The organism is Paenibacillus sp. Y930 (genome assembly GCF_056786375.1).
On sequence record NZ_JBXCIX010000004.1, the window covers coordinates 327,576 to 350,582 of the forward strand.

Annotated in this window: 14 protein-coding genes and 1 pseudogene; 14 read left to right on the forward strand and 1 reads right to left on the reverse strand. The window is 39.8% G+C overall.

Annotation, left to right across the window (positions count from 1 at the left end; genetic code table 11):
* Positions 1 to 121: 121 nt before the first annotated feature.
* On the forward strand, positions 122 to 1,288 hold the full coding sequence (locus tag AC1TO5_RS13935) for a PD-(D/E)XK nuclease family protein (protein ID WP_482063427.1): 1,167 nt from the start codon (positions 122 to 124) through the stop codon (positions 1,286 to 1,288).
* A 582-nt stretch (positions 1,289 to 1,870) separates the two neighbouring features.
* Here AC1TO5_RS13935 and AC1TO5_RS13940 read toward each other — a convergent pair.
* Positions 1,871 to 3,109: a copper amine oxidase N-terminal domain-containing protein gene (locus AC1TO5_RS13940; RefSeq protein WP_482063428.1), complete on the reverse strand. Its 1,239-nt coding sequence runs from the start codon at positions 3,107 to 3,109 to the stop codon at positions 1,871 to 1,873.
* 454 nt (positions 3,110 to 3,563) lie between these two features.
* Between AC1TO5_RS13940 and AC1TO5_RS13945 the strand changes: the two genes are divergently transcribed.
* The 13 genes and pseudogenes from AC1TO5_RS13945 (at position 3,564) to AC1TO5_RS14005 (ending at position 22,991) form a co-directional block, all read left to right on the forward strand.
* Positions 3,564 to 3,890: a transposase gene (locus AC1TO5_RS13945; RefSeq protein WP_482063429.1), complete on the forward strand. Its 327-nt coding sequence runs from the start codon at positions 3,564 to 3,566 to the stop codon at positions 3,888 to 3,890.
* Between the two features lie 234 nt (positions 3,891 to 4,124).
* Positions 4,125 to 4,328: pseudogene (locus AC1TO5_RS13950) on the forward strand (spore photoproduct lyase family protein); the annotation flags it as partial.
* Positions 4,329 to 4,879: 551 nt separating this feature from the next.
* Positions 4,880 to 9,802 (forward strand): rhamnogalacturonan lyase family protein, encoded by a 4,923-nt coding sequence (locus AC1TO5_RS13955; RefSeq protein WP_482063430.1) that lies wholly within the window; start codon positions 4,880 to 4,882, stop codon positions 9,800 to 9,802.
* A 469-nt stretch (positions 9,803 to 10,271) separates the two neighbouring features.
* Positions 10,272 to 11,288 carry a LacI family DNA-binding transcriptional regulator gene (locus AC1TO5_RS13960; protein ID WP_482063431.1) on the forward strand — a complete coding sequence of 339 codons (1,017 nt, stop codon included), beginning with the start codon at positions 10,272 to 10,274 and terminating at the stop codon, positions 11,286 to 11,288.
* Between the two features lie 171 nt (positions 11,289 to 11,459).
* Positions 11,460 to 12,338: a carbohydrate ABC transporter permease gene (locus tag AC1TO5_RS13965; RefSeq protein WP_482063432.1), complete on the forward strand. Its 879-nt coding sequence runs from the start codon at positions 11,460 to 11,462 to the stop codon at positions 12,336 to 12,338.
* Positions 12,328 to 13,209 carry a carbohydrate ABC transporter permease gene (locus tag AC1TO5_RS13970; protein ID WP_482063433.1) on the forward strand — a complete coding sequence of 294 codons (882 nt, stop codon included), beginning with the start codon at positions 12,328 to 12,330 and terminating at the stop codon, positions 13,207 to 13,209. The genes AC1TO5_RS13965 and AC1TO5_RS13970 overlap by 11 nt, the downstream gene beginning before the upstream one ends.
* A gap of 98 nt (positions 13,210 to 13,307) precedes the next feature.
* Positions 13,308 to 14,636 carry an ABC transporter substrate-binding protein gene (locus tag AC1TO5_RS13975; protein WP_482063434.1) on the forward strand — a complete coding sequence of 443 codons (1,329 nt, stop codon included), beginning with the start codon at positions 13,308 to 13,310 and terminating at the stop codon, positions 14,634 to 14,636.
* Positions 14,636 to 15,352 (forward strand): histidine phosphatase family protein, encoded by a 717-nt coding sequence (locus tag AC1TO5_RS13980; protein WP_482063435.1) that lies wholly within the window; start codon positions 14,636 to 14,638, stop codon positions 15,350 to 15,352. The genes AC1TO5_RS13975 and AC1TO5_RS13980 overlap by 1 nt, the downstream gene beginning before the upstream one ends.
* 84 nt (positions 15,353 to 15,436) lie before the next feature.
* Positions 15,437 to 16,240, forward strand: coding sequence for a metallophosphoesterase (locus AC1TO5_RS13985; protein WP_482063436.1), 804 nt, complete (start codon positions 15,437 to 15,439; stop codon positions 16,238 to 16,240).
* 966 nt (positions 16,241 to 17,206) lie between these two features.
* Complete coding sequence (locus tag AC1TO5_RS13990; protein WP_482063437.1) at positions 17,207 to 18,838, forward strand: extracellular solute-binding protein; 1,632 nt, start codon at positions 17,207 to 17,209, stop codon at positions 18,836 to 18,838.
* Between the two features lie 74 nt (positions 18,839 to 18,912).
* Positions 18,913 to 19,821, forward strand: coding sequence for an ABC transporter permease (locus tag AC1TO5_RS13995; RefSeq protein WP_482063438.1), 909 nt, complete (start codon positions 18,913 to 18,915; stop codon positions 19,819 to 19,821).
* A gap of 29 nt (positions 19,822 to 19,850) precedes the next feature.
* Positions 19,851 to 20,729: a carbohydrate ABC transporter permease gene (locus AC1TO5_RS14000; protein ID WP_482063439.1), complete on the forward strand. Its 879-nt coding sequence runs from the start codon at positions 19,851 to 19,853 to the stop codon at positions 20,727 to 20,729.
* Between the two features lie 9 nt (positions 20,730 to 20,738).
* Positions 20,739 to 22,991 (forward strand): helix-turn-helix domain-containing protein, encoded by a 2,253-nt coding sequence (locus AC1TO5_RS14005; RefSeq protein ID WP_482063440.1) that lies wholly within the window; start codon positions 20,739 to 20,741, stop codon positions 22,989 to 22,991.
* Positions 22,992 to 23,007 lie beyond the last annotated feature (16 nt).

A 23,007-nucleotide genomic window follows, 5' to 3' on the forward strand; every position in this document is an offset into this window, starting at 1 on the left:
AGTTATCTATTAAAAAAAGTTATTCTTTAGTAAAATGGAAATAAGACCCACCATCTACGATAGTAACTATATCTATCGTTTTCCCTAACTTAACATATTTATTATAAAAGGAGAGCTTACCATGAATATATTTAAAGTTTTATCATCCAACGATGGTTCTATTAATGAACCAAATTTAACATCATTCGTAGCATACTTGTTAGATCCTAATGAAAATCACGGTTTAGGATCCAAGTTCGTTGAAAAATTTCTAACACCGATTGTACTGAGAAATAGAGAGCAGTATAAAGATCTTATTTATCATAATAAGATACGTGATTTGTCTAGAAATTCAAAGTATGAAGTAAGAGTTCAAGCAGAAGTGAAAGTAATAAGCTCAGAAAGATGGCTTTCAAAAAAGACAAGAGATATCGATATTGTTATAGAGCTATATGACAAGTTATTTTCTGAAAACGTTCCTAGATATTCTTTTTGTGTTGAGAATAAAATAAATGATGGAGCCATTCAACATGGAGACAATCAACTTTTAGAAGAAATCATTGGATTAGATAATTACTACAAAGGCTTGTTATTGGAGAAAGAACAGCCTTTAATTTCCTTTATATTTTTAACCCACAGTGGGAGTAAGCGGGCGATAAATGAATTTAAGGAACTATTGTCTGCTTTGGAGAAAGAAAATTTGTTAGTACCTTGTTTTCACTTATTCTGGGGGGAAGAAGAACAAGATGATGAAATAGAGATTACTATCGTTCATTTGCTAATTGGGATTCTTACAGAAGAAGCGGTTGGTAAGATTGAACCTATCTATGACTATACTAAGCATACAATCAAGTCATTTATTTCCTTTATTTATTCAGGATTTAAATCCTATAAGGAAGAAAAGAATCTGTTAATTGAGAAATCGAACTATGGTAAACCAGTTATTCAATACATCGCTGATTTTTATGATATTACAGAATATGAGAAAGATATAGATTATGATGAATTAAAAACCTGGGTAAGTAACAAAGTGAAAGAAAGATCAGGAAAAATATTAAAAAGCGCAAACTTTGATCGTTCGTATATTGTTAACGATCGAAATAGAAAACATTATGGAGTTACTAGTCCGTTTAAAGTGGAGAAAAATCTATTTTACTATCCTAATGAGAATAATAAAAAGGTGATTAGAAAGTTAGACCTAGCCAATACACCTGAAAATGTGATGATTTATTGGAAGAAGAATAATAATCCAGACGGCACGGGTTCTGCTTTACTAACAGAAGTATATGCTGATAGCGATGTAAATTAATTATATAACGAAAGGCTATTAGAATTGTTTGTAGAATAATTAGCCTATAAAGTAAGTTCAGCAATATTACTTTATAAGAAATCGGCGGAAATAAAGAATATCGACATAGAGGAGTACAAAGATTTGAAACCAATTAAAATTATTATAAGTGTGTTAATGTATGTTATTATTTTTTTGATTTATTCGATTATTAGTTATATGTTTTTGAGTATAAATCTGGGTCACCTATTTAAAGAACTGATAGAAATGAACATGGAAAATTTTGCTTTACTTATGCTGATTATCGGATGTGTTATCTCAATTGTATTCTGTATATTCCTTGGCTGGATAAGAAGGAAAAACATAAAAATATTTTATATTATGTTTTTAGTGCATATTTGTTTGTTAGTTTATCTTATTAATTTGTTCACTTCCGATTTAGGAGGACCTGTGAGGATTAATAACTAATATATATAATACAAATGAATAATACTTTAGTAGAATCGAGGAAGTCGCCGACATCTTATAACTTAGTATTCACACATCGGGCTAGCGCCCGATGTGGTTTTTCTACTGTCCTTAGAATAGGCTATAGTTCAGGGACTACCTTATAATTAAAACAGTTTGTGAAGCATTGTCCCAGTATACTTGTGATCCTAATGCTTCGGCTACAAACCTGATAGGAACCATGGTGCTGCCATTGATAACAGCAGGCTCAACGGATAGAGTTACTTGTTCCCCGTCAATATAGGCAAGCTTGGAACCGATCTGAAGAGTAATTTCTTTGTTGCTTCTAGTTGCAGTTACCGTACTTGTTTTCTGATTCCACTTAATGTCAGCTCCTAAAGCTTCGAAAATATCTCTCATAGGAACACTAACACTGCCCTTTTTCAATACAGGCGGTTGTTTGACTGCCAGTCCTTGTCCATCAATGGTAACCATAATGCCGTCGCGCTTTTTAATTTCATTCTTTCCTGTTTCGTCATAAAACTTAAGATCGACTCTGTTCGCACTTTTATCATTGACTACCATTTTCAGATCATAAGTAGAATTGCTGAATGCTAAGCTTGATTTTGTTAGAATGTCTAATTCTTTTCCATTGGCGGTGAACGGAGTTACTTTGGACATGATCTGCTGCGACTTGTCACCATTCTTTAAAACGGAAGTGACGATCAGTTTTCCATCTTTTATGTATGTTCCATAATCAACCAAATAGGTCTGATCATCAACGAGCACGAGAAACTGTACTTTAGCGATATCATTAACGGCTTCAAGTTTAATCTTGTAAATTAGAATAGTTTGATCAAATGCATGACTTCCGGTTCCTCTAACTTCAACGACCTTACCATTTTTATTAATCCCCTTGGCAACTATATTCATTTTTTGTGACATAGGTCCGTTTTTTACAGCGACCACAGCTTCCACATGATCTTTGTGTGTAATAGTGGTTTGGGCTAAGATTTTATAAGGTTCTTCAGTCGCTCCTAGAGCCTGAATGTCAACATTGTCGAGCTGCTCTCCGTTGTCCATGGTCAGTTGGAATACGTGCGTATTGCCACCGAATATGTGAGTACTAGTCTGTTTGATTTCGATAATGTTGCCGGATTTATCATAACCAATGACTAAGAGCGAAACTTTCTCACCTACTTGAACTCGCACGTCAGCGGTTACTTTCATTTTACCATCGATTATCTTGTAGTCGGAGCGTAATAATTCAACATTTTTTGAGTCGACGTTAGGAGAGGAATTTGCCATTCCAGGTGTCGGATATACCAGCATCAGTAGGACAAATAAAACGATAGTTAGGCTTATTACTATGCTCTTATTTTTGCTTATGATCATTTTGATACTTACCTCCAGTAATTACTAGTTATTAGATATTATTTATAATTGTTACAAAAATCTAATCATTGGTAAATAGAAAGAAAGAACTAATTAATAAATACTTTAATACCAAATATAGAAAAATGCGTATTTATTACAAATACAATTCTATAATTTGAGCAAGATGAGCCCTGAATCCGTGACTTTAGACGGAACTAATGAGATTAAAAGACGAAAAAAAGTTACTACTTAAGTCTCCTAAAAAAAGTAAGAAAATCGAAAAGAAAACGATGCATCATGCGTTAGTGAGCGTGGAAGACACGATTCGAAACGCGCTGCGTCATAAACCTGTCATCCTGCCGAATAGAAGGCAAAACACAAGATCAAGGCATGGTATCTTTTTAGCCCCGTAGGAGACTTGGACAGTACACCCCTTAATCCGATACAATATTAGTAGACGGAGGGGAACGTTATGAAGCGAGTACAGTATGATCTTGAATTTAAGTTAGAGATCCTTAGAAAAGGAAAAGAGATGGGCAATATCACAGCCGTAGCCAGACAGCATGAATTGGATCCTAAGATGGTCCTGCGGTGGGCTAAACAACTGAATCGTAAAGATGTGGATACGTTAGATGGAGCCAGTAAGAGACAAGCTGCATTTATCCCCACCTCTGATGATTACAAACAGCTGGAGCATGAGAACGAAAAACTGAAGAAGCTACTTGCGGAACAAGCTCTGGAAAGAGAAATTCTCAAAGACCTATTAAAAAAAACGAACCCAAGCTTGCGGATAAAATAGAAATTGCCCATGTGAACAAAGCTGAATGTCCTTCGTCGGCAACGTAAGCTACTCGTATAGTATCCTAGAGTCCTGGCTAACAATCGGATAATCACAGGATCCAATCAGCTCTGGGAAACCGATATCAAGTATGGCTGGATCGATGGAGATCATCGTTTTTTCTTCATCATGTGTATCATAGTTGTGTCTCTAACGGAATGATCCATGAGCGCATACCACCGAAGACGCCAAATAAGAATGTTGAATTTTGATACTTCAAAGCCATCTGCTGAGTACGCCATTCCCTTTGCAACGAGCTGTATGGGTCATTGTCATTACTGTTATTTACAAACAACTATAGGAAGTCAGCCGTATAGTTGTACCTATGTTAACCTTGATGATATCTTTGAAGCTGCCGATCAATATGTGAAAGAAAGAGCACCTAAGTTTACAAGGTTTTAAGACGAATAAGAGCACTCGATTATATAAACAAGCGAGAGATCACAGTCTCTCGCTTATTTGTATTTAAAATGGATATTGTAATGGGGATGTACGCTGGCATCGGAAGGATACAAAAAAATAGCAACGTGGCAAAAAAGTGTTCATGCTAAATGAGTAGTTACTGTACATTTTACGTGAGGGGTCATCGAATCATGCCTATTTACGATAGTACTCCTAATTCTGCTTCTGTCTGTCACATTTGATACATTATCAAATGTGACAATGACTATCAATACTCATGATTTACGGTGAGTTCAGCGTAGGGCTATAATTGAGACGCATTCTTGCCAGTGTACAACATCCTAGTATTCACATCTGTAATCGCATCATCTGACGATGTCCCTGTATAAGAGAGGTGATGATCAAACAATTGAAAGCGCTTCAATATTAATATAAGCGTTGTATATCATTGTATATCAGGGGGCAAGAAGTTGAGCTTTTACGCGGCGAGACTAGAAACTCTACGGATTGCGAGGAGTGAAATGATGAAGAGAAGGCTTAAGAAGTACATGTCTATACTACTCACAGTTTCTATGGTAATTATGTTGATGCCCACAGTGGTTTTGGGTGCAGAAGGTAGTCCTAATGTTTCTCCAAGTACACCTACATTTCCAATTGATTTGACATTAATAGGCGAGGTATTAGATTTTGAGAATGGTGAACTAGTAGGAACTGTAACTGGGGCGGAAAATTCTGGTCCTGGATCAGTTACGATAGCAGATTTTGATTCCAAACAACTTCGTATACAACCTCCATCCAGTGGAGGAGCAAGTTTTTGGTGGGATCTACCGCTTGATAAAGGTGACTATAATCTTAATGATCATGATTGGGTTGAAGTAAGCTTCAGCTGGTGGGCTGATATTACTCGTCCAGGTGCAAATTCACTTGATGTTCGTCTCAACAACGGTGAGGATCAAGTAATAACGCTTCGAAGTAATGGTGGTGGAACAGCAGCAAACTCACCAGCGAACATATCCTATTATACTGGCAATAGGGGGGATAATAATGCTCCGGCAATAGGTTCTGCGGTTACTGCGTTGACTAATGTGCCACGACTTACAAGGCTTTTCGCAACGATTAGCGTTGATCTTCACGTGCAAGAGGCATCAATTACTGTTACTGACGGCGCATCAAGATCATATAGTTCGCCTCAGCCGATCGCGATAGGCTCCGGTAAGTTAACCAGCTTGAGCATAGGTGCGAGTCGTGCCAATGGTCAGAACTGGGCAAGATTTAACGCGGTAGAGGCTGTTGAATGGGATGAAGATACCTATGGTATGCGCGTTGATAATCTAACAATTAAAGCTGCTTCATCTGGCTTAGAAAAGCCGAGCATTAATCCAAGTGTAGTAACCGTTTCTCCAGGAGTTGCTAATCTGGAGTATGGTGAAGGCTCACTTGCAGACAAGCATTCAGCTACATTCAGAGCGGTTGTATTACCGATTAATGCAACGAACAGAACGTTTACATGGGAAATTAGCGACGATGAAATTGCTTCAATCGTTGTCAATGAAGATAACACTGTAACGGTTACAGGAGTTGCCGAAGGTGAGACGACGCTTACCGCCATGTCTAATATGGACGATTCCATTGTAGGCAGCGTGCCGATCAAAGTTGCATATATTCCACCGATTGCTGAACCTACTCCGGACTTCACCGACCTCCTGGATGATGGTTATACCCAGGCGTTCGGTAGCAATTTTGCTGGTGATGGTGAAGTTCCGCTATGGATATTTGCTGGTGGCACATACCATTCACCTGCTAGAGAAGATGCACCTAAGATTAATAATTATTTTAGATTTGACGCTTCCGGTTCTGGGAACCGTGGTGGTCAGGGACATTTACCAAGTGCTATATTCGGTAGCAAGGTTTACGCTCACTTTGATTGGAAAGTGCCAGCGGTTTCTACTGAGAGAAACACGTTTAATGTAAGCATCCAGGATGGAGCCAACGTACTGCTTAGCTTAAGAACAGGCACACATAGCAACGCGAGAACAATTGGTGCATTTTCGGGAGCTTTACCAGGACCAACGGGTGAGGACCCAACTTATTTTTGGAGCAGCGATCGTTACGAGGCCTTTTCTTATAACGCTGTAGAAACATGGTATACGGTTGGCGTAGAATTTGATTTTGAAGAGATGATTGCTACAGTTTCGCTTGTTCCCAGAGACGATGCCACTGCAGTACCATCAGTACTCGAGGTTCCTTTTAGTGGAAGTCAAATAAGCTCAGTCGTTCTTACTGGAGAGCGTGCAGGAGGAAACAATATCAACGTTGTTGATAACGGCATTGATAATATGTATTTTTTCACAAAGCCTCTTTCAGCAGACACAATAACAGATGTGCTGCCATATGACTTCTTGCCAGAGCTCCCCGCAACGGCGGACAATAATATGTGGCAGAGCTGGACGAAGACTGTCTATATTAGCGATATGAAGAGTGAAGATGACCTTGATCTACCAGAAACTATAGAGGTTAAAGTAGCAGACGGAAGCACTCAATCGGTAGCTGTTGATTGGGAATTAAAAGAAGTTCCTTGGTCAAAAGAAGCTTTAGCGCTTGTGTATGATCCTAAAAAACAGGGTGTATACACCTATGTGGGGACGATTATTAATGATCCAGGCATAGCAGTTAATAGAATGGCAGTTCAGCCGAAGCTTTACATTGAGAATCGGCATAAAACAAAAGTTACTAATAAACCTTATTCCTTGGAGCTACTCGATCGTGGAGTAGTAGCTGTTCCAGTGAGTGACGGTGAAGGAAACCTTGTTACTTGGCGCTTACTTGCTACAGAATATAACAAAGGCTTAACGTTCAATGTGTATAGAAACGGCGAGTTGGTCAATGAGGAGCCTATCTCTATACTCAATTATGTTGATGCAGACGGCGAGGCTGGCGATAGCTACGTGATAGAAACCGTAAGCACCCGCGCGAAGAGCAAGCCTGCAATTGCGTTGGAGGATAACTTCATCGATATTCCATTGCAACGTCCGGCCGATCGTCCGATCCCTGGGCTAGCAACCAACGATGAGACAACCGATGAAGAGGAATCCGATACTGAGACAACCGAGGTTGAGAAAATTACTTTCACGGCTAACGATATGTCAGTAGCAGATGTTGATGGTGATGGACAGTATGAAATTCTTGTGAAGTGGTCTCCATCTCAGGCGCAAGACCCCGGTCTTGCTAATAGACATACAGGCGAGACAATCTTCGACCTGTATACGCTTGATGGGAAGCTGCTATGGAGAATTAACTTGGGAATCAATATCGTGTCTAGTGCGCATCATAGTGCATTCAACTTCTATGATCTAGATCAGGACGGAAGAGCTGAGTTCTCTGTTAAGACGGCCGATGGAACTAGAGGCTATCTTCCTAAGCAGGACGGTACAATTAATGACCGGACTGATACACCAGCTTGGGTATTAGGTGACCCTGATGCGGTATGGGTGGGAGGACTTCGAAACCCAGCACGCGATAATGAGGTGAATGATTGGGCACTTGGCAGAGTTGCCGACGGTCCAGAGACGTTAACCGTATTTAATGGAAGAACAGGAAAACCGATCGACACAGTTCCATACTTTGCGCCTTATAGTATTAATCCTAACTGGGGTGATAATAACAATAACCGAAGTGATCGCTTCAACGGAGCAGTCGCTTATATGCCGAAAAATGGCGTTAGTGGCGCAGTTCCTTATCCCACGGTAATTGAGGTGCGCGGACACTATGGACCACACTTTACTGCTGCTTATCAGTTGATTAATGGGAAAATCAAAAAAATATGGGATTTCAAGCTAGCAGATTGGGGAGCTGGCAGCAATCAAGGTAACCATAATTTGAAGGTTGCAGATGTGGATTTTGACGGTTATACCGAGGTAGTGCTTGGCGCTATTACACTAGATCAAGATGGTACAATTCTGTATAGCTCTAACGGAACAAGAGGGACAGTAGCTGCAGGCCATGGTGACGCGTTGCACGTAGGAGCAATGGTACCTGATAGTGACGAAATCTATGTGTTCCAGCCTCATGAATCTGGTCCTCCGAACAACGTGACTTTAGTCCGTGGTTCCACTGGGGCGCCTGTGTGGACGTACTCAGCAAACCTAGGTGACGTGGGGCGCGGTGTTGCCGCTAATGTTACTCCGTTGCCAGGCTACGAGGTTTGGGCAATTCAGACACCGATGTATAACGTTGTGAGTGGTGAAGTCATTACCACTGATGTCGGTGGCATTGGTTTTGCTAGCAAGGCTCCTGTTAACTTTGTATTGTATTGGGATGGAGATTTACTAAGTGAGTTCTTTGATGGCCCAGATAACTTTAACTCAACGGATGCACCATCCATTACGAAGTTTAACTACGATGTTGAAACAAAAGAAAGTGAGCTTATAACGCTTCAAACCTTAACTGGATCTTATTCAAACAACGGAACGAAGGCGAATCCAGGTCTGATTGCTGATATATTCGGTGATTGGCGTGATGAGGTTCTTGTTCGGACTAGCGATAATGAATCACTACGAATTTATACGACAGATATTCCAACTGAGCATGTCATTTACACGCTGATGCATGATCCACAATATCGCTTGGCGGCTAACTCACAAAACGCGATGTATAATCAGCCTGCACATTTAGGGTTCTACCTAGGTGAGGACATTCGTGAGAAGGTTCAGGAGATGCAGCTTCCAGTGCCAAACCTATATTACGGTAAGCCAAGTTCGTCCCAAGGTCCAGGATTTATTCCAGGTCCTGAGACTGAACTAGAGGAAGAGACAGAACCTGGTACTGAAGAGCCAACACCAACTCCGCAGAAGCCGGTACTGAACAGCTCTATCGCAAGTACAGAGCAGTTAAAGGCTAATGTACAGCAAGCACTACAAGGAAATGAGCCGATCAATTTCACGGACGTGTCCGATACACATTGGGCAGCTAAAGCAATCCAATATGCTTCACAGCTTCAGATTGTTGAAGGCTTCCCTAATGGGGATTTCCAAGGTGCGAAGCAGGTAACAAGAGCTGAATTCGCTGCGATGATTGTTCGCTCGCTTGGCATTGAAACGACAGGTAAGGGAGGCTCCTTCTCTGACACCGATGGTCACTGGGCGGATGCGCTTATTGGCGCATTGCATGACGCTGGTGTTGTGAACGGTACAGGCAATGGAAGATTCAATCCTGACCAAGCGATCACGCGTGCTGAAATGTCTGCCATTCTGGCCCGTGTGTTGAACATGAGTTCACCTAGCGGAACATCAACGTTCTCAGATATTAGCGGTCATTGGGCTGCAGACGATATCGAGCAGCTTAATCAAGCTGGCATTGTAAACGGTGTTGATGCTAGTAAGTTTGCACCGAACGATAACGCAACACGTGAACAATCGGTTGCCATCATCGTACGTATGCTGAACATCGTACTTGATCTTGAGCTTGATCTGTAAATTGTAAGCCAGCAATATATGTAACAAGTAGGCCGTCTCAAAGTCAAATTTGACTTAGGGGCGGCTCTTTTTCTAATTAAATGAGCTGTAACAGAACGCTGACTAACAACGGTGAAAAGGCTGTTTGTAGCCGATAGATGCTCCCTCTAGTTGAACTTCCTTAGCGTCTGTGGAGTACACTTACTCGATTACTTCAACCGCTAATTTTGGTTTTGAGCCTTTTATTAATGGTGTAAATTTACAAAGGATTAACTATCATTTGGAATGTTAGATATGATACAACTTAATTACCACTTGATTATTCATTTGGCATATGTTAAAAATTTGTTTGCGCATACGAATGCGTAAATGCGTGAAGACTAATTCATGCGAATAATTAATAACATACGAAGTTTTACGCATACGTATGCGTAAAGATCTGCCACAAAGTGTACTTGTGGAAAAGATGTGTATGTGAAAGGAGATCTTTATGCCAATAACATCAAAAGAGCTAGCAAAGCTCATTGGCGTTTCACAATCTACCATATCGCGTGCTCTTAACGGATCCAAGCAAATATCAGAGCGCAGAAAGCAAGAAATATTAGAGTTAGCAAAAAAACACAATTTCGAGTTCAATATGAATGCTAGAAGTCTACGCACTCAAACTTCCAATTCAATCGGAATACTGATGCCTACATATTTCCGTAGCTTCATGGAAGACGATTTTCGGGCCCTTCAATTCAGCTATCTTCAAGCTGAACTGTCTAAGCACGATTTCGATCCGATACTTCTGAGAGACGTAGCTTTGTCCGACGATGTAGCCGCGCTTGACAGGATGATCAAAAAACGGCAATTGGCGGGCTTGGTCCTCTCCCGTAGAATCGAGAATGACGAAATGATCGAGTATTTAAAGAGCCTTTCCATACAATTGTTCTCCATTACGAGATGCAACGAGAAAATGCAATTCATCCCTAGTGTCTCTTTTGATAGCTATAAGATGGGGTATCTGGTAGGCGAACATTTCGCAAAGCGTAAATTCAAAAATATTGCGTACATTCGTATCCCAAACCATCAGTCGGGTGAATTAACTATGAAGGGCCTAATGGATGCTTTATCTTCACAAGGTATACAGATATTGGAAGAAAACATCTACTACACTAGTTTTGATTTCCAATCCAGTTATGATACTGTCGTTGCCAATCTGAATCGAATGCGTCAATACGATGCTATATTTGCCCTGAATGACACGATGGCCCTTGCGGTTATTAGCGCGTTGAGAGATCACGGAATTTCGGTACCTGAGCAAATATCTGTAGTAGGTAATAATGATATCCCAATGGCTCACTGGTTTTCTCCGCGACTTACTACAGTACGTACCTTTGTAGATAAGCACTCAAAAGTCGCCAGTGAACGAATCATTTCCATGATCAAAAATGGCTACGACCCCAGCCCAGAGAAACATTACATCATAGAGCCAGAACTTATTATTCGTGAATCTTCTCCGTAGACGGTTAAGTCAGATTGCGAATAGAAGAGATTCCATTCGCTTCACCAATAAGATACCACCGTTACTTAAACCAGTACTTGTACTCGTCCTCACCATTTCATTTTTTCACTTCAACTAGAGAAATTCATGAATTATTCAAAGGTCAATTCGGTTTAGAACGGAGGGGAATTATTGAATAAAGGAGCATTGTCTATTAGGTCGATTAAACCGTATCTGTACATATTGCCCATGGTAATTATCTTTGGGGTGTTCAGTGTCTATCCCATGCTACGAACCGTATATCTGTCTTTTATGGATACTAACGTCAACTTTACTCAAATGCAATTTATCGGTCTTGGAAACTATGAAACGATTAACCAGGATCGACACTTCTGGCGTATTGTCGGAAATACAGCTATCTACGGCTTTGCCCAGGTCATTCTTACTGTGGGACTAGGGTTGTTGTTTGCCGCGATAGCCAACAGCAAAGCCGTTAAATTCCAAACACTTTTCCGAATGTCGGCATTTTATCCCTTTGTGTTACCAATCGTGGTTGCCGCTATGGTGTGGATTTATATGTACAATCCTTCCCGTGGCGCCATTAATCTGCTGTTAGACCAGCGTATTCCGTGGTTGAATAGCTATGAATACTCCCTTTTAGCACTCATCATTGTCTCGGTATGGAAATCATTGGGATTCAGCTTTTTATTGATTCTTGCAGGGATGCAGAACATCTCTCAAGACTATTATGAGGCCGCCGCCTTAGAAACAAACAACCATATCAAGCGCTATTTCAAGCTCACGCTACCTATGCTAATGCCTACGCTGTTTGTAGTCTGTCTTCTAGCCATTACAAGTAGTTTCCAATCTATGGATCTCGTCGCTATTATGACCCAGGGTGGCCCAGGCCATTCATCCAATGTACTGATGTATTACATCTATCAGGAAGGGATTATTAATCGACGTATTGGTTACGGAAGTGCCATGAGCACATTATTTCTAGCCGTTCTATTTATCTTTACGATTATCTATCTACGACTTGGAGAGCGGGGTGTAGAATATGAACGCTGAAACAAGAAAATTCGAGATGGATAAAAATAGTATATCAGTTAAGCGCAAGAAGATAATCTCCAGCATAGTACTTAACACGATTATTTTGATTGCCTGTGTTGTGTTCCTATTTCCCTTAGCTTGGATCTTTATCACAAGCATGAAGGGCCAAGTAGACGTTCTTAAGAATCCGCTTTCTATCATTCCATCGGAGTTCATGTTCATCGAGAACATGAAGGAAGTGTTACGCCGCGCTCCTTGGGATATCTTTTACAAAAACACCATCATTGTTGCAGTGGGAGTTTTAATCGCACAGATCTGTATCAGTATACCGACTGCCTATGCTTTCTCCCACTTCAAGTTTAAGTTTCAAAGCTTCTTTTACATGTTTGTACTGGCGCGACTACTGGTTTCACCAGAAAGCCTACTGTTGCCAAACTACCTTATCATCAACGGGCTGAACCTATACAACACCCTGCTGGGCATTGCACTTCCTAGCTTTGCTTCAGCAATCGCTATCATCTTATTCCGAGGGGCATTTATGGAGATACCGACCGCACTGCGAGACAGCGCACGCATTGACGGATGTGGTGATTTCAGATACATGCTGTTGATTGGTATTCCTATGATAAAATCTCGCATTGTTGCATTTTCAATAACATCACTAGTTTATCAATGGGACTCTTATTTCTGGCCTATGGTGATTACCGAGTCCGTGGATATGCGCACACTTGCAGTTGGTATGGCCTACTTTGGTATTCAAGCAGAGAGCGCCTCAGAATGGGGTCTGACAATGGGGGCAGCAATTTTGGTCATTGTACCGCTCTTAATCGCCCTAGTATTTTTCCAACGTCAAATGGTGGCAAGTTTCGTCACCTCAGGCATCAAATAGGCGGCCAATTTCTAACTTTGGATCCGCGATGCCTATCACTTCTTAATTACACACGATATTCGTCTGTAATAATATATTAAATGGAGGAATTTATCATTATGAAAAAAAACAAACGCTTTGCCAAGATCAGTACAGTGTTATCTCTGATTCTCGTTTTACTTGTCGGTTGTAGTGCAAATTCTCCTGCTCCGTCTAATTCACAGCCCCCTGCAAAAGACTCTACACCGGCCAATACAGACGAAGTAGTTAAGTTGGTCTATTATTTCCCAACTCAAACTTCAGGTCCCTTAGCTATTGCAATGGAGGAAATCGTGAAGAAATTTAATGAAACTAATAACGGTATCCACGTAACTGCTACTTTCACAGGCAACTATGATGATACCTTGCAAAAAACAATAACAGCCATCTCTGGAGGCAATGCCCCTAACGTGGTACTAAGCGGGTACAATCTCTCTAACTTGTTAAGCATTGACGCACTAGTAGATATGAACACTTTAATTGCCAAAGAATCTGCTGATTTCTTAGACGATTATGTACCAGGCTTCTTCACACTGTTCGAATACCCTGAAGATAAACTTTACGGTATGCCTTTCCAGCATAGTGCCACTGTTCTTTATTACAACAAAGATATTATGGCTGCCGCTGGTCTAGATTCTGAGACCCCTCCAACTACTTGGAGTGAATTAAAAGCGGTTACCGAAACACTGAAAGCTTACGATTCCAAAATTGTTCCATTTGAATTTATGGGCGACGTGTGGATTACCGAGGCTCTATCACTGTCCAACGACGGGGGCATCCATGTGGATATGGACACCATGTCTCTCGACAATCCGAACCTTATCGAAACTGTCAGCTACTTTAAGGGACTTATGGACGCAGGCTTAGCCATGGATAATACTAGCTATGGCGGCGTAGCCGAGAACTTCCTAGCAGAAACTACTGCAATTATGACAAATTCAACTGGATCTTTGGGTAATGTGTCCAACACTGCTACTTTCGACTGGGCTATCGCTCCTCTTCCTGCTGGTGACGGTAAAGACGCTGCTTCCCTACTAGGTGGCGGTGGCTTCCTTATCCTTGACGAGCACGCTCAAGAGGAAATCGACGCTAGCTGGGAATTTGTAAAATATATGACTAGCCCAGAAGTTTCAGCTGAGTGGATGATTGCTACTGGATACTTCGCGGTACGTCACTCTTCCTATGATTTGCCAGAGATTCAGGCTTTGTTCGCCGAGAAGCCGCAATATGCGACGACAGTAGAGCTCCTTCCGCTCCTGCAGAGCCCTTATATGGTCAGTCAAAATTTTGGTGATGTATCCAATGTTTTCAAGTTGGCGTTGGATGAAATTTTCCTAAACAATAAAGACATCACCACTACTTTACAGCAGGCACAAAAAGAAACTCAAGCCTTATTGGACAACAAATAATGAGGATACACGTTATTAGACATGGCGATCCAGACTATGAGAATGACAATCTGACGGACCTAGGCAAAGTAGAAGCACAGGCTCTAGCTCAGCGTATGGAGCAGCTGCCTCTAGTCCAAATCTATTCGTCCCCTTTGGGTCGAGCGAAGGCCACCGCAGGCTATACCGCCGAGAAAACAGGACTACCTGTACAAATCTTAGAGTGGATGCGAGAGATGGGGGATTTGACAGTCAGTTCCAATTCAACTGTACCTACGGACCCAGGCGTGGTCTGGAATCTACCAGCGCATCAACTACGTCAGGCAGAGAGCAAGGATGGAAGAAACGATGATGTGCATAGCGATATTTTTCCTCAACCTCTTACCACAGAGCGTTTTCAAGAATTGCGTAGTGGTTGGCTAGAATGGTTAAAGCAGTCTCATATTCAGGTGACTGACACTGGCTGGACGACGGATACCCAACTTGTAGACAAAGATGTAGCGATATTCTGCCACCATGGCGTCGGACTAGCGTTGTTGTCGCTGATTATGGATATTCCAGTGGCCGCGCTCTGGCGTTCAATATGGCTGTCACCTACCTCGGTGTCCACCATATTATTAGAGGAATATGATCAAAATCGGATTAACCCGAGGCTTATCTGCATTGGAGATACCTCACACTTGTATTCACTAGGTCTGAACAATAATACTAGCGGCTTACTCTATAATTTCCGTTGACGGGAAACTAGCCCCGAAATATCGGGGCTAGTTTTATTGTTATTTACGGCTCAATTACTAACCTATGACCGGAGGAGCATTGAGATGGAACATTTCAAATTTGGTCTGATGACAGACATGCATTATGCTGACCGCCCCATGCGGATAGGGCGTTATTATCGAAACACCCTAGAGAAAGCGAAGCAATGTATTGAAGTTTTCAACGATGTGCCTGTGGATTTTTGTGTACATATGGGAGACCTCATCGATTGGCCCGGTCAACCAGACAAGGGTCGAGAGGCTCTAGCAACCATCATGCCAATTATGCGTCAGTTTAACGGCCCCATGTATTATCTACTAGGCAATCACGATGTAGAATCAGTTCTTCGTAGCGAGCTTGCCGAACTTTGGGAGATGCAAGATGGAAATACCTGGTATTCATTTGACCACAAGGGTGTTCATTTCATTGGGCTAGACTGTAACTTCTACTCCGATGGTCTACCACATGAGCCCGGAAACGGAAAGTGGGACGATTGCCACGTTTCCCAAACCCAATTGTCCTGGCTCGAGTCCGATCTTGCGACGACACAGTCTGAAGTTGTAGTGGTAATGGTTCACGCACTTTTGGATGACATCGAGGACCCTCATGTCATTCGAAATGCTCCAGCAGTAAGGAGCATCCTCGAAAACAGCAAAAAAAGCGTAGTTGTACTTCAAGGACACATGCATAGCGGGCATAAAAGCGTGAAGAACGGCATTAGTTATCATACCTTGCGATCAGTGGTGAACGGGCGAACACGGACTTACTTTTGGGTGATCGAAGCAGGACCTAGCGGTATAACCGCTGCCGTATATGACAGTACCCGAAACCATGGTCGCCCCACCAAGAGGGTATTACTAAAGCTATGAGAAATTAGAATCATACCGAAAATATCGTTCAGCATTCCATATTCATAAAAAATGAACTCCTCCAATCCAAATCAACAGAAAAAATTGTATACAAGGAGAATGTAATCATGTATAAGAATCGGTTGATCTCCATATTTCTAACTGGGGATTTATCAGTAAGGCGGATACACGAACACCAGCAACGAAACTGTTGCACAGCGCTGGTGGATTGTTCAGAACGGTACAACTCTGGTAGCGTAAATGGCATTAACTTCATCTTGAAACGGACATGATTATTAACGGGATTTTTACAAACTTGAACTCTCCCTAACACGTAGATCTATAAAAAACATTAGACGGCCTTCATCCTAAATTCCATAGGACAATGCCGTCTAATGTTTTTTTAACGTTAACTTTATATTAGCTTCTTCCACGTTATCTTATCAATAGATAACGTAATAGTTCCCGTCTTCTTCAATATGAAATCCACTGAATTTCGACAAATCCGTTATTACAATCACTTTATGATTCAGCTCAGATACTTGAGAGATATGAAGCTCATTCATTGTTATTACTTAGCTCTCCTAAAAAAAGTCAGCAAATTAAAAAGCAAGCGATAGTCTTCGTAAACAAACTGTTATTCAAACGTCCACAATTCTGTAACTATCCATTATGATATTGATTCAAGTATATTATTTTTTTGAAAATGGGGTAAGCGCTTAACTTGTCAGGCGGAATTTTGTATAATGTTCACATGTACAACTATATTTTTCAAGGAAATTAGACGTGCATGCAAATTTCAAGAATCCTTGATTTACAAGGGTTTCAGCTCGTCAACCTAGAGAAATGTATGGTGGGTGAATCAAGTATATTGCTTGATTGTTAACTGGGAAAGTATGATAAAGGCGTACCACAAAACAAGGAAAGTGCAGCTAAGAGGTATCATTTTCTAATTCCACATCAAAACAAAAAGGGAGAGGTTAGCAAATGAAAACGCTTAAAAAGATGGGTTCAATTATGTTTTTACTTACACTATGTTTCACATTGGTAGTTGCTTGTAGCAGTAATTCTAACACGAATAAAAATTCTGGTGGCACAAGTACGAACTCAGGAGGTAGTAGCGAAAGTAACAATAAGGGTGATGACTCTAACGCACGAAAAGAGCGAGTTACTCTCAAAGTTGAAGTATTCGATCGTGGTAATTCTCCTGAAGGTTCTACAGTAACGAACAATGAAATGACGAAATATGTACAAGAAAACTTCGGTGATCCTAATAATATTGATGTTCAATTTGTAGCAATTCCGCGTAGCGAAGAAATTAACACACTAAACGTTCAGATGGCAGCGGGTACAGCTCCTGACTTAATCTTTAGTTATAATGAAGGCGCTATTTATAGCTGGGCGCAGCAAGGTGGTCTTACAGATCTAGCTCCTGCAATTGAACAATATGGTCCAAATCTAAAAGAATACTTGAAAGATTCTTTGCAATACGGTGTATTCGATGGTACACAATATGCGGTTGTAGCTCGTCGTGTTAACCAAGAGAAATACTCTAGCTTTATTCGTCAAGATTGGCTAGATCAACTTAAGCTAGAAATTCCTACAACAACGGATGAAACATATAACGTCTTGAAAGCATTCAAAGATAATAATCTTGGTGGAGCTCGTACGATTCCTCTAGGTTTCTCGTTAACTCCAGATTCATATGAGCCAATAATCTGGTCATTCATTAAGGAGCAATCTGACGAAGCTCGGTACCTACGTGCGATTACGATTGGTTCTCGTGAATATCCAATTCTTCTAGATGGCCATAAAGATGCATTGCAATTTTTAAATAAATTATATGGCGAAGGTTTACTAGATCCGGACTTTGCACTAGATAAAGACAGAAAGAAAAGAACTGAAAACTTTGTAAACGGTTACACTGGTATGTTTAGTGCTGACACTGGTACTTTCTACGGTGGAGAAGCTGCTATGCCAATTACACTAGAGAAGAATGTTCCTAGTGCAAGCGTAAATAACGTAATCGCTTGGACAGACTTTGAAGGGAAAAGCTATCAACCTAAATACAATCCGAGTGGTATGTATTTAGCCGTTCCAGTATTTAGTGAACGTGTTAACGAAGTTATCCAATACTTGAACTGGATGGCACAAGATGAAGTTATTCAATATATGGCATTTGGTGAGGAAGGCGTTCATCATGAGCTAGTTGATGGATATCCGATCCGTAATGGTAGTAATGCTGATACGAAACTTCTATATAACACTGGTGATAATCTAATTATTACGAATGGTATTGATTTTGGTTCTCCAGAAAAAAATAATGAATACTTAGCACTTAATGTCGTTGAAAAGCATCGTGAACTTGCTATGCAATCTCGAGATTTCTCAAACAAAGATGCAGTTGCTCAACCTATTCGCTTCAACAAGCCACTTGACTCTGAAGCAAAATATTCTGTAGTGATGCTTGAGAAATATGAGGAGTTACTAGTTAAATCAATTATGGCAAAATCAACTGATTTTGATAAAGTGTATGATTCGGCGCTAAATGATTTCATGACTACTGCTGGAAATGAAGTTATCGAAGAGCGTGCAGCAGCATTTGCGGAATTGAAATAGTAACAAGTTGTGTGGGCGGGAGTTAGTGCTCTCGCCCAATTTAATAAAGCATGATTGAGGAGTGGGAGACAAAGATGATAAAAAACAACACAATCTACTTCATAAAGCACTGGCAATTATATATTATGTTGGTTCTTCCATTAGCTTTTTTTATTGTATTTAAGTATTTTCCAATATACGGTGTCCAGATTGCATTTAAGGACTTTAATGTCTTTAAAGGGGTTGCAGAAAGTGGATGGGTAGGTCTATCTGTATTTAAAGATATTTTTACTCAGCAAGGCTTCTACATCGCATTGCGAAATACTTTTTTGTTAAATGGATTAGATCTTTTATTCGGATTCCCGGCACCAATTATTTTAGCAGTTCTATTGAACGAAATAAAATTTATTCGTTTTAAGAAAATTGCACAAACTTTGCTTTATTTACCCCATTTTATCTCATGGGTAATTATTGGTGGCATTGTATATCAAGTGTTCTCAACAAACTTCGGGATGATTAATTTATTTTTAGATCATTTTGGCATAGGCCCTATTCCGTTCCTTTCTGACAAAAATTCATGGCTTGTAACTTATACAAGTGTAGGAATATGGCAAAGCATAGGTTGGGGAAGCATTATTTATTTGGCTGCTATTACTGGTATTAATAAGGAATTGTATGAGGCAGCTGAAGTCGATGGCGCAGGTCGTCTTCGTAAAATATGGAATATAACATTACCTGGTATTCGATCAACAATCATTGTGTTATTGATCCTTCGAATTGGTGATATGATTGATATTGGCTTTGATAGACCATTCATTATCGGTAACGTAATGGTAAGAGAGTATTCAGATGTATTAAGTACTTATATTTATCGAGTGGGCTTGCAAAGTGGACAATATGAAAATGCAACAGCGGTTGGATTATTCCAAGCAGTTGTCGGACTCGTGTTTATATTGTCAGCAAACTATATCTCCAAAAAGACTACCGACGAAGGAATTATCTAACAGCTGATGATCGAAAGGAGCCGAAATGAATGGTTAAGAAAAATAAAATTACATTATTCGATGGGTTAAATACGTTAATTATACTAATTTTAGTATTAGCATGCTTATTGCCATTCTTACATATTTTATCCGTGTCACTAAGCTCAAATGGACCGATTATGTCAGGTAAAGTTACTTTCTATCCAATTGACATTAGCTTTGAAGCGTACTCAAGAGTATTTACTGATATATTGATGTTAAAGTCATTATGGTTTACCATCATATTAACTTTAGGTTTTACATTACTAGCTATGATCATGACAACGATGGCAGCGTATACATTATCTATAAACAATCTAAAAGGTAAAAAGCTGTTTATGTTTATTATTGTTTTCACGATGTTCTTCTCGGGTGGTTTAATTCCTGAATATCTATTAATGAAAGATTTGAACTTATTAGATAGCTTATGGGTTCTAATTCTACCGGGCTTGATTAGTCCATTTAATATGATTATTATGATTAGCTTCTTTAAGAGTACCATTCCTGATAGTTTGATTGAAGCTGCTGAAATTGATGGTTGCTCAGACTTTGGCAAGTTATTCCGAATCGTATTACCATTATCTACTCCCGTATTAGCGACACTTAGTTTATTCTATGCAGTAGGTAGATGGAACGGTTTTCGAGATGCATTGTTCTATATTAGTAATCAAGAATTATATCCAATGCAATTAAAATTGTATCAAATGGTCATGAATAACATGGTCTCTGAAGTCACTTTGGCAGAGGGAGCTAATGCTGGGATACAATTGCTTCCAGAAAGTTTGAAGGCTGCGAGTATTATGTTCGCAACGATCCCAATTCTACTAGTCTATCCATGGTTACAGCGCTATTTTGTAAGCGGTTTAACACTTGGTTCTGTAAAAGGATGATGAATATATATGAAAAATAACTGGTATAAGAAAACATTGCTTTCTTATATTCCGATTTTATATGTCACGATAGCCATTATCGTATTTATCGCAATATTTGTCGTTGCGGAAATTTCGATGAAGGAAGCGGAGCAAACGAAGCAATATACGACGCAATATCTTGTAAGTTCACTTGAAACGCAGCTTGCAACGTTAGAGCGTCGTATGATCGAAAAGCTTCTTGTTGGAGACGGTTTATATGATTTTTATAATTATACGGATAATAAAAATGCGGGAGAGAGTGGTCTCATTAATTTTGAGGCGAATAAAACGATGCGATTTCTCTTAGCGGAGTTTCCTATTATACATTCTGTATACTTATATCGAGCATATGATCAGAAGGTACTAACACTTGATTCATATGAATCTGTTAATGATTTTGCTGATCAACCATTTATTTTTCATGAATTACAAAAATCAGATAAAACTCGTGCCTGGTCGATTCCTCGAAATTTTTCGGATGGAATCGGCCTTGAGCCATCACATGATCATGTTATTTCATTTACCCAGCGTACCCAGCTGCCAATGGGAGATCAAGGTATAATAGTGATTAACGTTTCGGTTAATAAGTTATTGTCAATTGTGGATCATATCGTTGATCCCAATCATACCTATATGATGATTTTTTCAAGCGATAATGAGCTAATTTACGCTACGAATGAGCTAGATGACTCTAAACGAATTACAACTACCATCGCATCTAAATACATGCAGTGGGAGTTTCAGAGTGGACTCCAGACGACGTTTTCACTGTACGCTTTAAGAACCATTTCACGAAGTTGGATAGCCTTTGGGTTTGCTGTCATATTAATTAGTCTAATCTACACCATTCATATTACAAAGCGTAATTATCGACCGATTGAGAAGATTGTTTCTCAAATTCAATCGTTTCAGCAACATGTCATTACGCATAAAGGTTCTACGGACGAATTTTCATTTATTCAAAAGGCACTTGAACGTTTAAATGATGAAAATATGCAGTATGAAGCCAAAGTTCAAGAAAGTATGCAACAAAGTAAAACGCAAGCCTTTATAAAACTACTTGAAAGTAATAATGAAGGTAATTACAAAAAATGGGGATTGACATTGAACAGATTAGTCATCCCTAACGAATTCAAACAAGCTGTAGTAGTCATTGTTGAAATTGATCACTATACTAATTTTGAGAAGAAATACAAAAATTCATATGATCAAGGTCTTATTAAGTTTGCGATTAGTAATGTGCTACATGAGTATTTATTCAATATTGGGCATGTATGGTCTGAATGGACAAGATTAAATCGTATGGGCTTTATTCAAATGATGAATAACGAGCAGCAATATGAGGAATGGAAGCAAGCACTAGACACGTTCCGTGTGTGGGTTGCTGTTAATATGGGCTTAACGGTTACGATAGGAGTAGGAAAAGTCATTCATAACTGGGAAGACATGCATCACTCCTATACGGATGCTGTTGAAACTTTGAAATATAAGTTTTCATATGGGAGTAATCGTATTTTGCCTTATGAGCAGGTGGTCCCGTTACGAAGTAATAATATTCACTTATATTATCAAGAGATTAATAGCTTAGTTCAAGATTTTCGAAGAAACCAGAAAGATTGGCCACAACGACTTGAACAGTTTTTTGCCAATTGGCAGGCTGAATTATTTACAAATGATGAAAATATGAACCTGATGCAGTATTTCAAAAGATTACTCGTCCAGCTACAGGCTAAGCTCCCATCCGAATTGAAGAAAACTTGGAATGAAGTTCTTGAAACGAAGTGGGATGTTATGGTTTATAAAGAGTCTGTACAAGAGGTAGCGCTTTCAATAGTTACTTTACTTCAAGATCTGTATAACCAGTTTACTGAACATATGAATGCAAAAGATTCAAAGCAGACTATTCATCATATCCGAAAATATGTGGATGAAAATTTTATAAGTCCAGAGCTATCTCTGAATCTGATCAGTGAACAATTTAACTTAAATAGTAAATATGTTAGTCAGTTATTTAAGGAGCAATTGGGTATTAATTTTGCAGATTATGTAATGGAGCGTCGTATTGAATTGGCAAAGACGTTGTTACTATCTACTGATGATTCCATCAATGAAGTCGCTTCTCAGATCGGTTACGAGATTCCATTATCCTTTGGTAGAGCTTTTAAGAAACATGTGGGAGTGAGTCCTACAGATTATCGTAAAAATAAGGTCGAAGAAGAGGGCATGAAAGAGGTTCAATAAAATAGAGAAGAGGATG

Coding starts and splice junctions, on each gene's coding strand:
- AC1TO5_RS13995 (WP_482063438.1), top strand. CDS start 18,913: ATGATAAAAAACAACACAATCTACTTCATAAAGCACTGGCAATTATAT.
- AC1TO5_RS13990 (WP_482063437.1), top strand. CDS start 17,207: ATGAAAACGCTTAAAAAGATGGGTTCAATTATGTTTTTACTTACACTA.
- AC1TO5_RS13980 (WP_482063435.1), top strand. CDS start 14,636: ATGAGGATACACGTTATTAGACATGGCGATCCAGACTATGAGAATGAC.
- AC1TO5_RS13960 (WP_482063431.1), top strand. CDS start 10,272: ATGCCAATAACATCAAAAGAGCTAGCAAAGCTCATTGGCGTTTCACAA.
- AC1TO5_RS13940 (WP_482063428.1), bottom strand. CDS start 3,109: ATGATCATAAGCAAAAATAAGAGCATAGTAATAAGCCTAACTATCGTT.
- AC1TO5_RS13985 (WP_482063436.1), top strand. CDS start 15,437: ATGGAACATTTCAAATTTGGTCTGATGACAGACATGCATTATGCTGAC.
- AC1TO5_RS13955 (WP_482063430.1), top strand. CDS start 4,880: ATGTCTATACTACTCACAGTTTCTATGGTAATTATGTTGATGCCCACA.
- AC1TO5_RS14000 (WP_482063439.1), top strand. CDS start 19,851: ATGGTTAAGAAAAATAAAATTACATTATTCGATGGGTTAAATACGTTA.
- AC1TO5_RS13935 (WP_482063427.1), top strand. CDS start 122: ATGAATATATTTAAAGTTTTATCATCCAACGATGGTTCTATTAATGAA.
- AC1TO5_RS14005 (WP_482063440.1), top strand. CDS start 20,739: ATGAAAAATAACTGGTATAAGAAAACATTGCTTTCTTATATTCCGATT.
- AC1TO5_RS13945 (WP_482063429.1), top strand. CDS start 3,564: ATGAAGCGAGTACAGTATGATCTTGAATTTAAGTTAGAGATCCTTAGA.
- AC1TO5_RS13975 (WP_482063434.1), top strand. CDS start 13,308: ATGAAAAAAAACAAACGCTTTGCCAAGATCAGTACAGTGTTATCTCTG.
- AC1TO5_RS13970 (WP_482063433.1), top strand. CDS start 12,328: ATGAACGCTGAAACAAGAAAATTCGAGATGGATAAAAATAGTATATCA.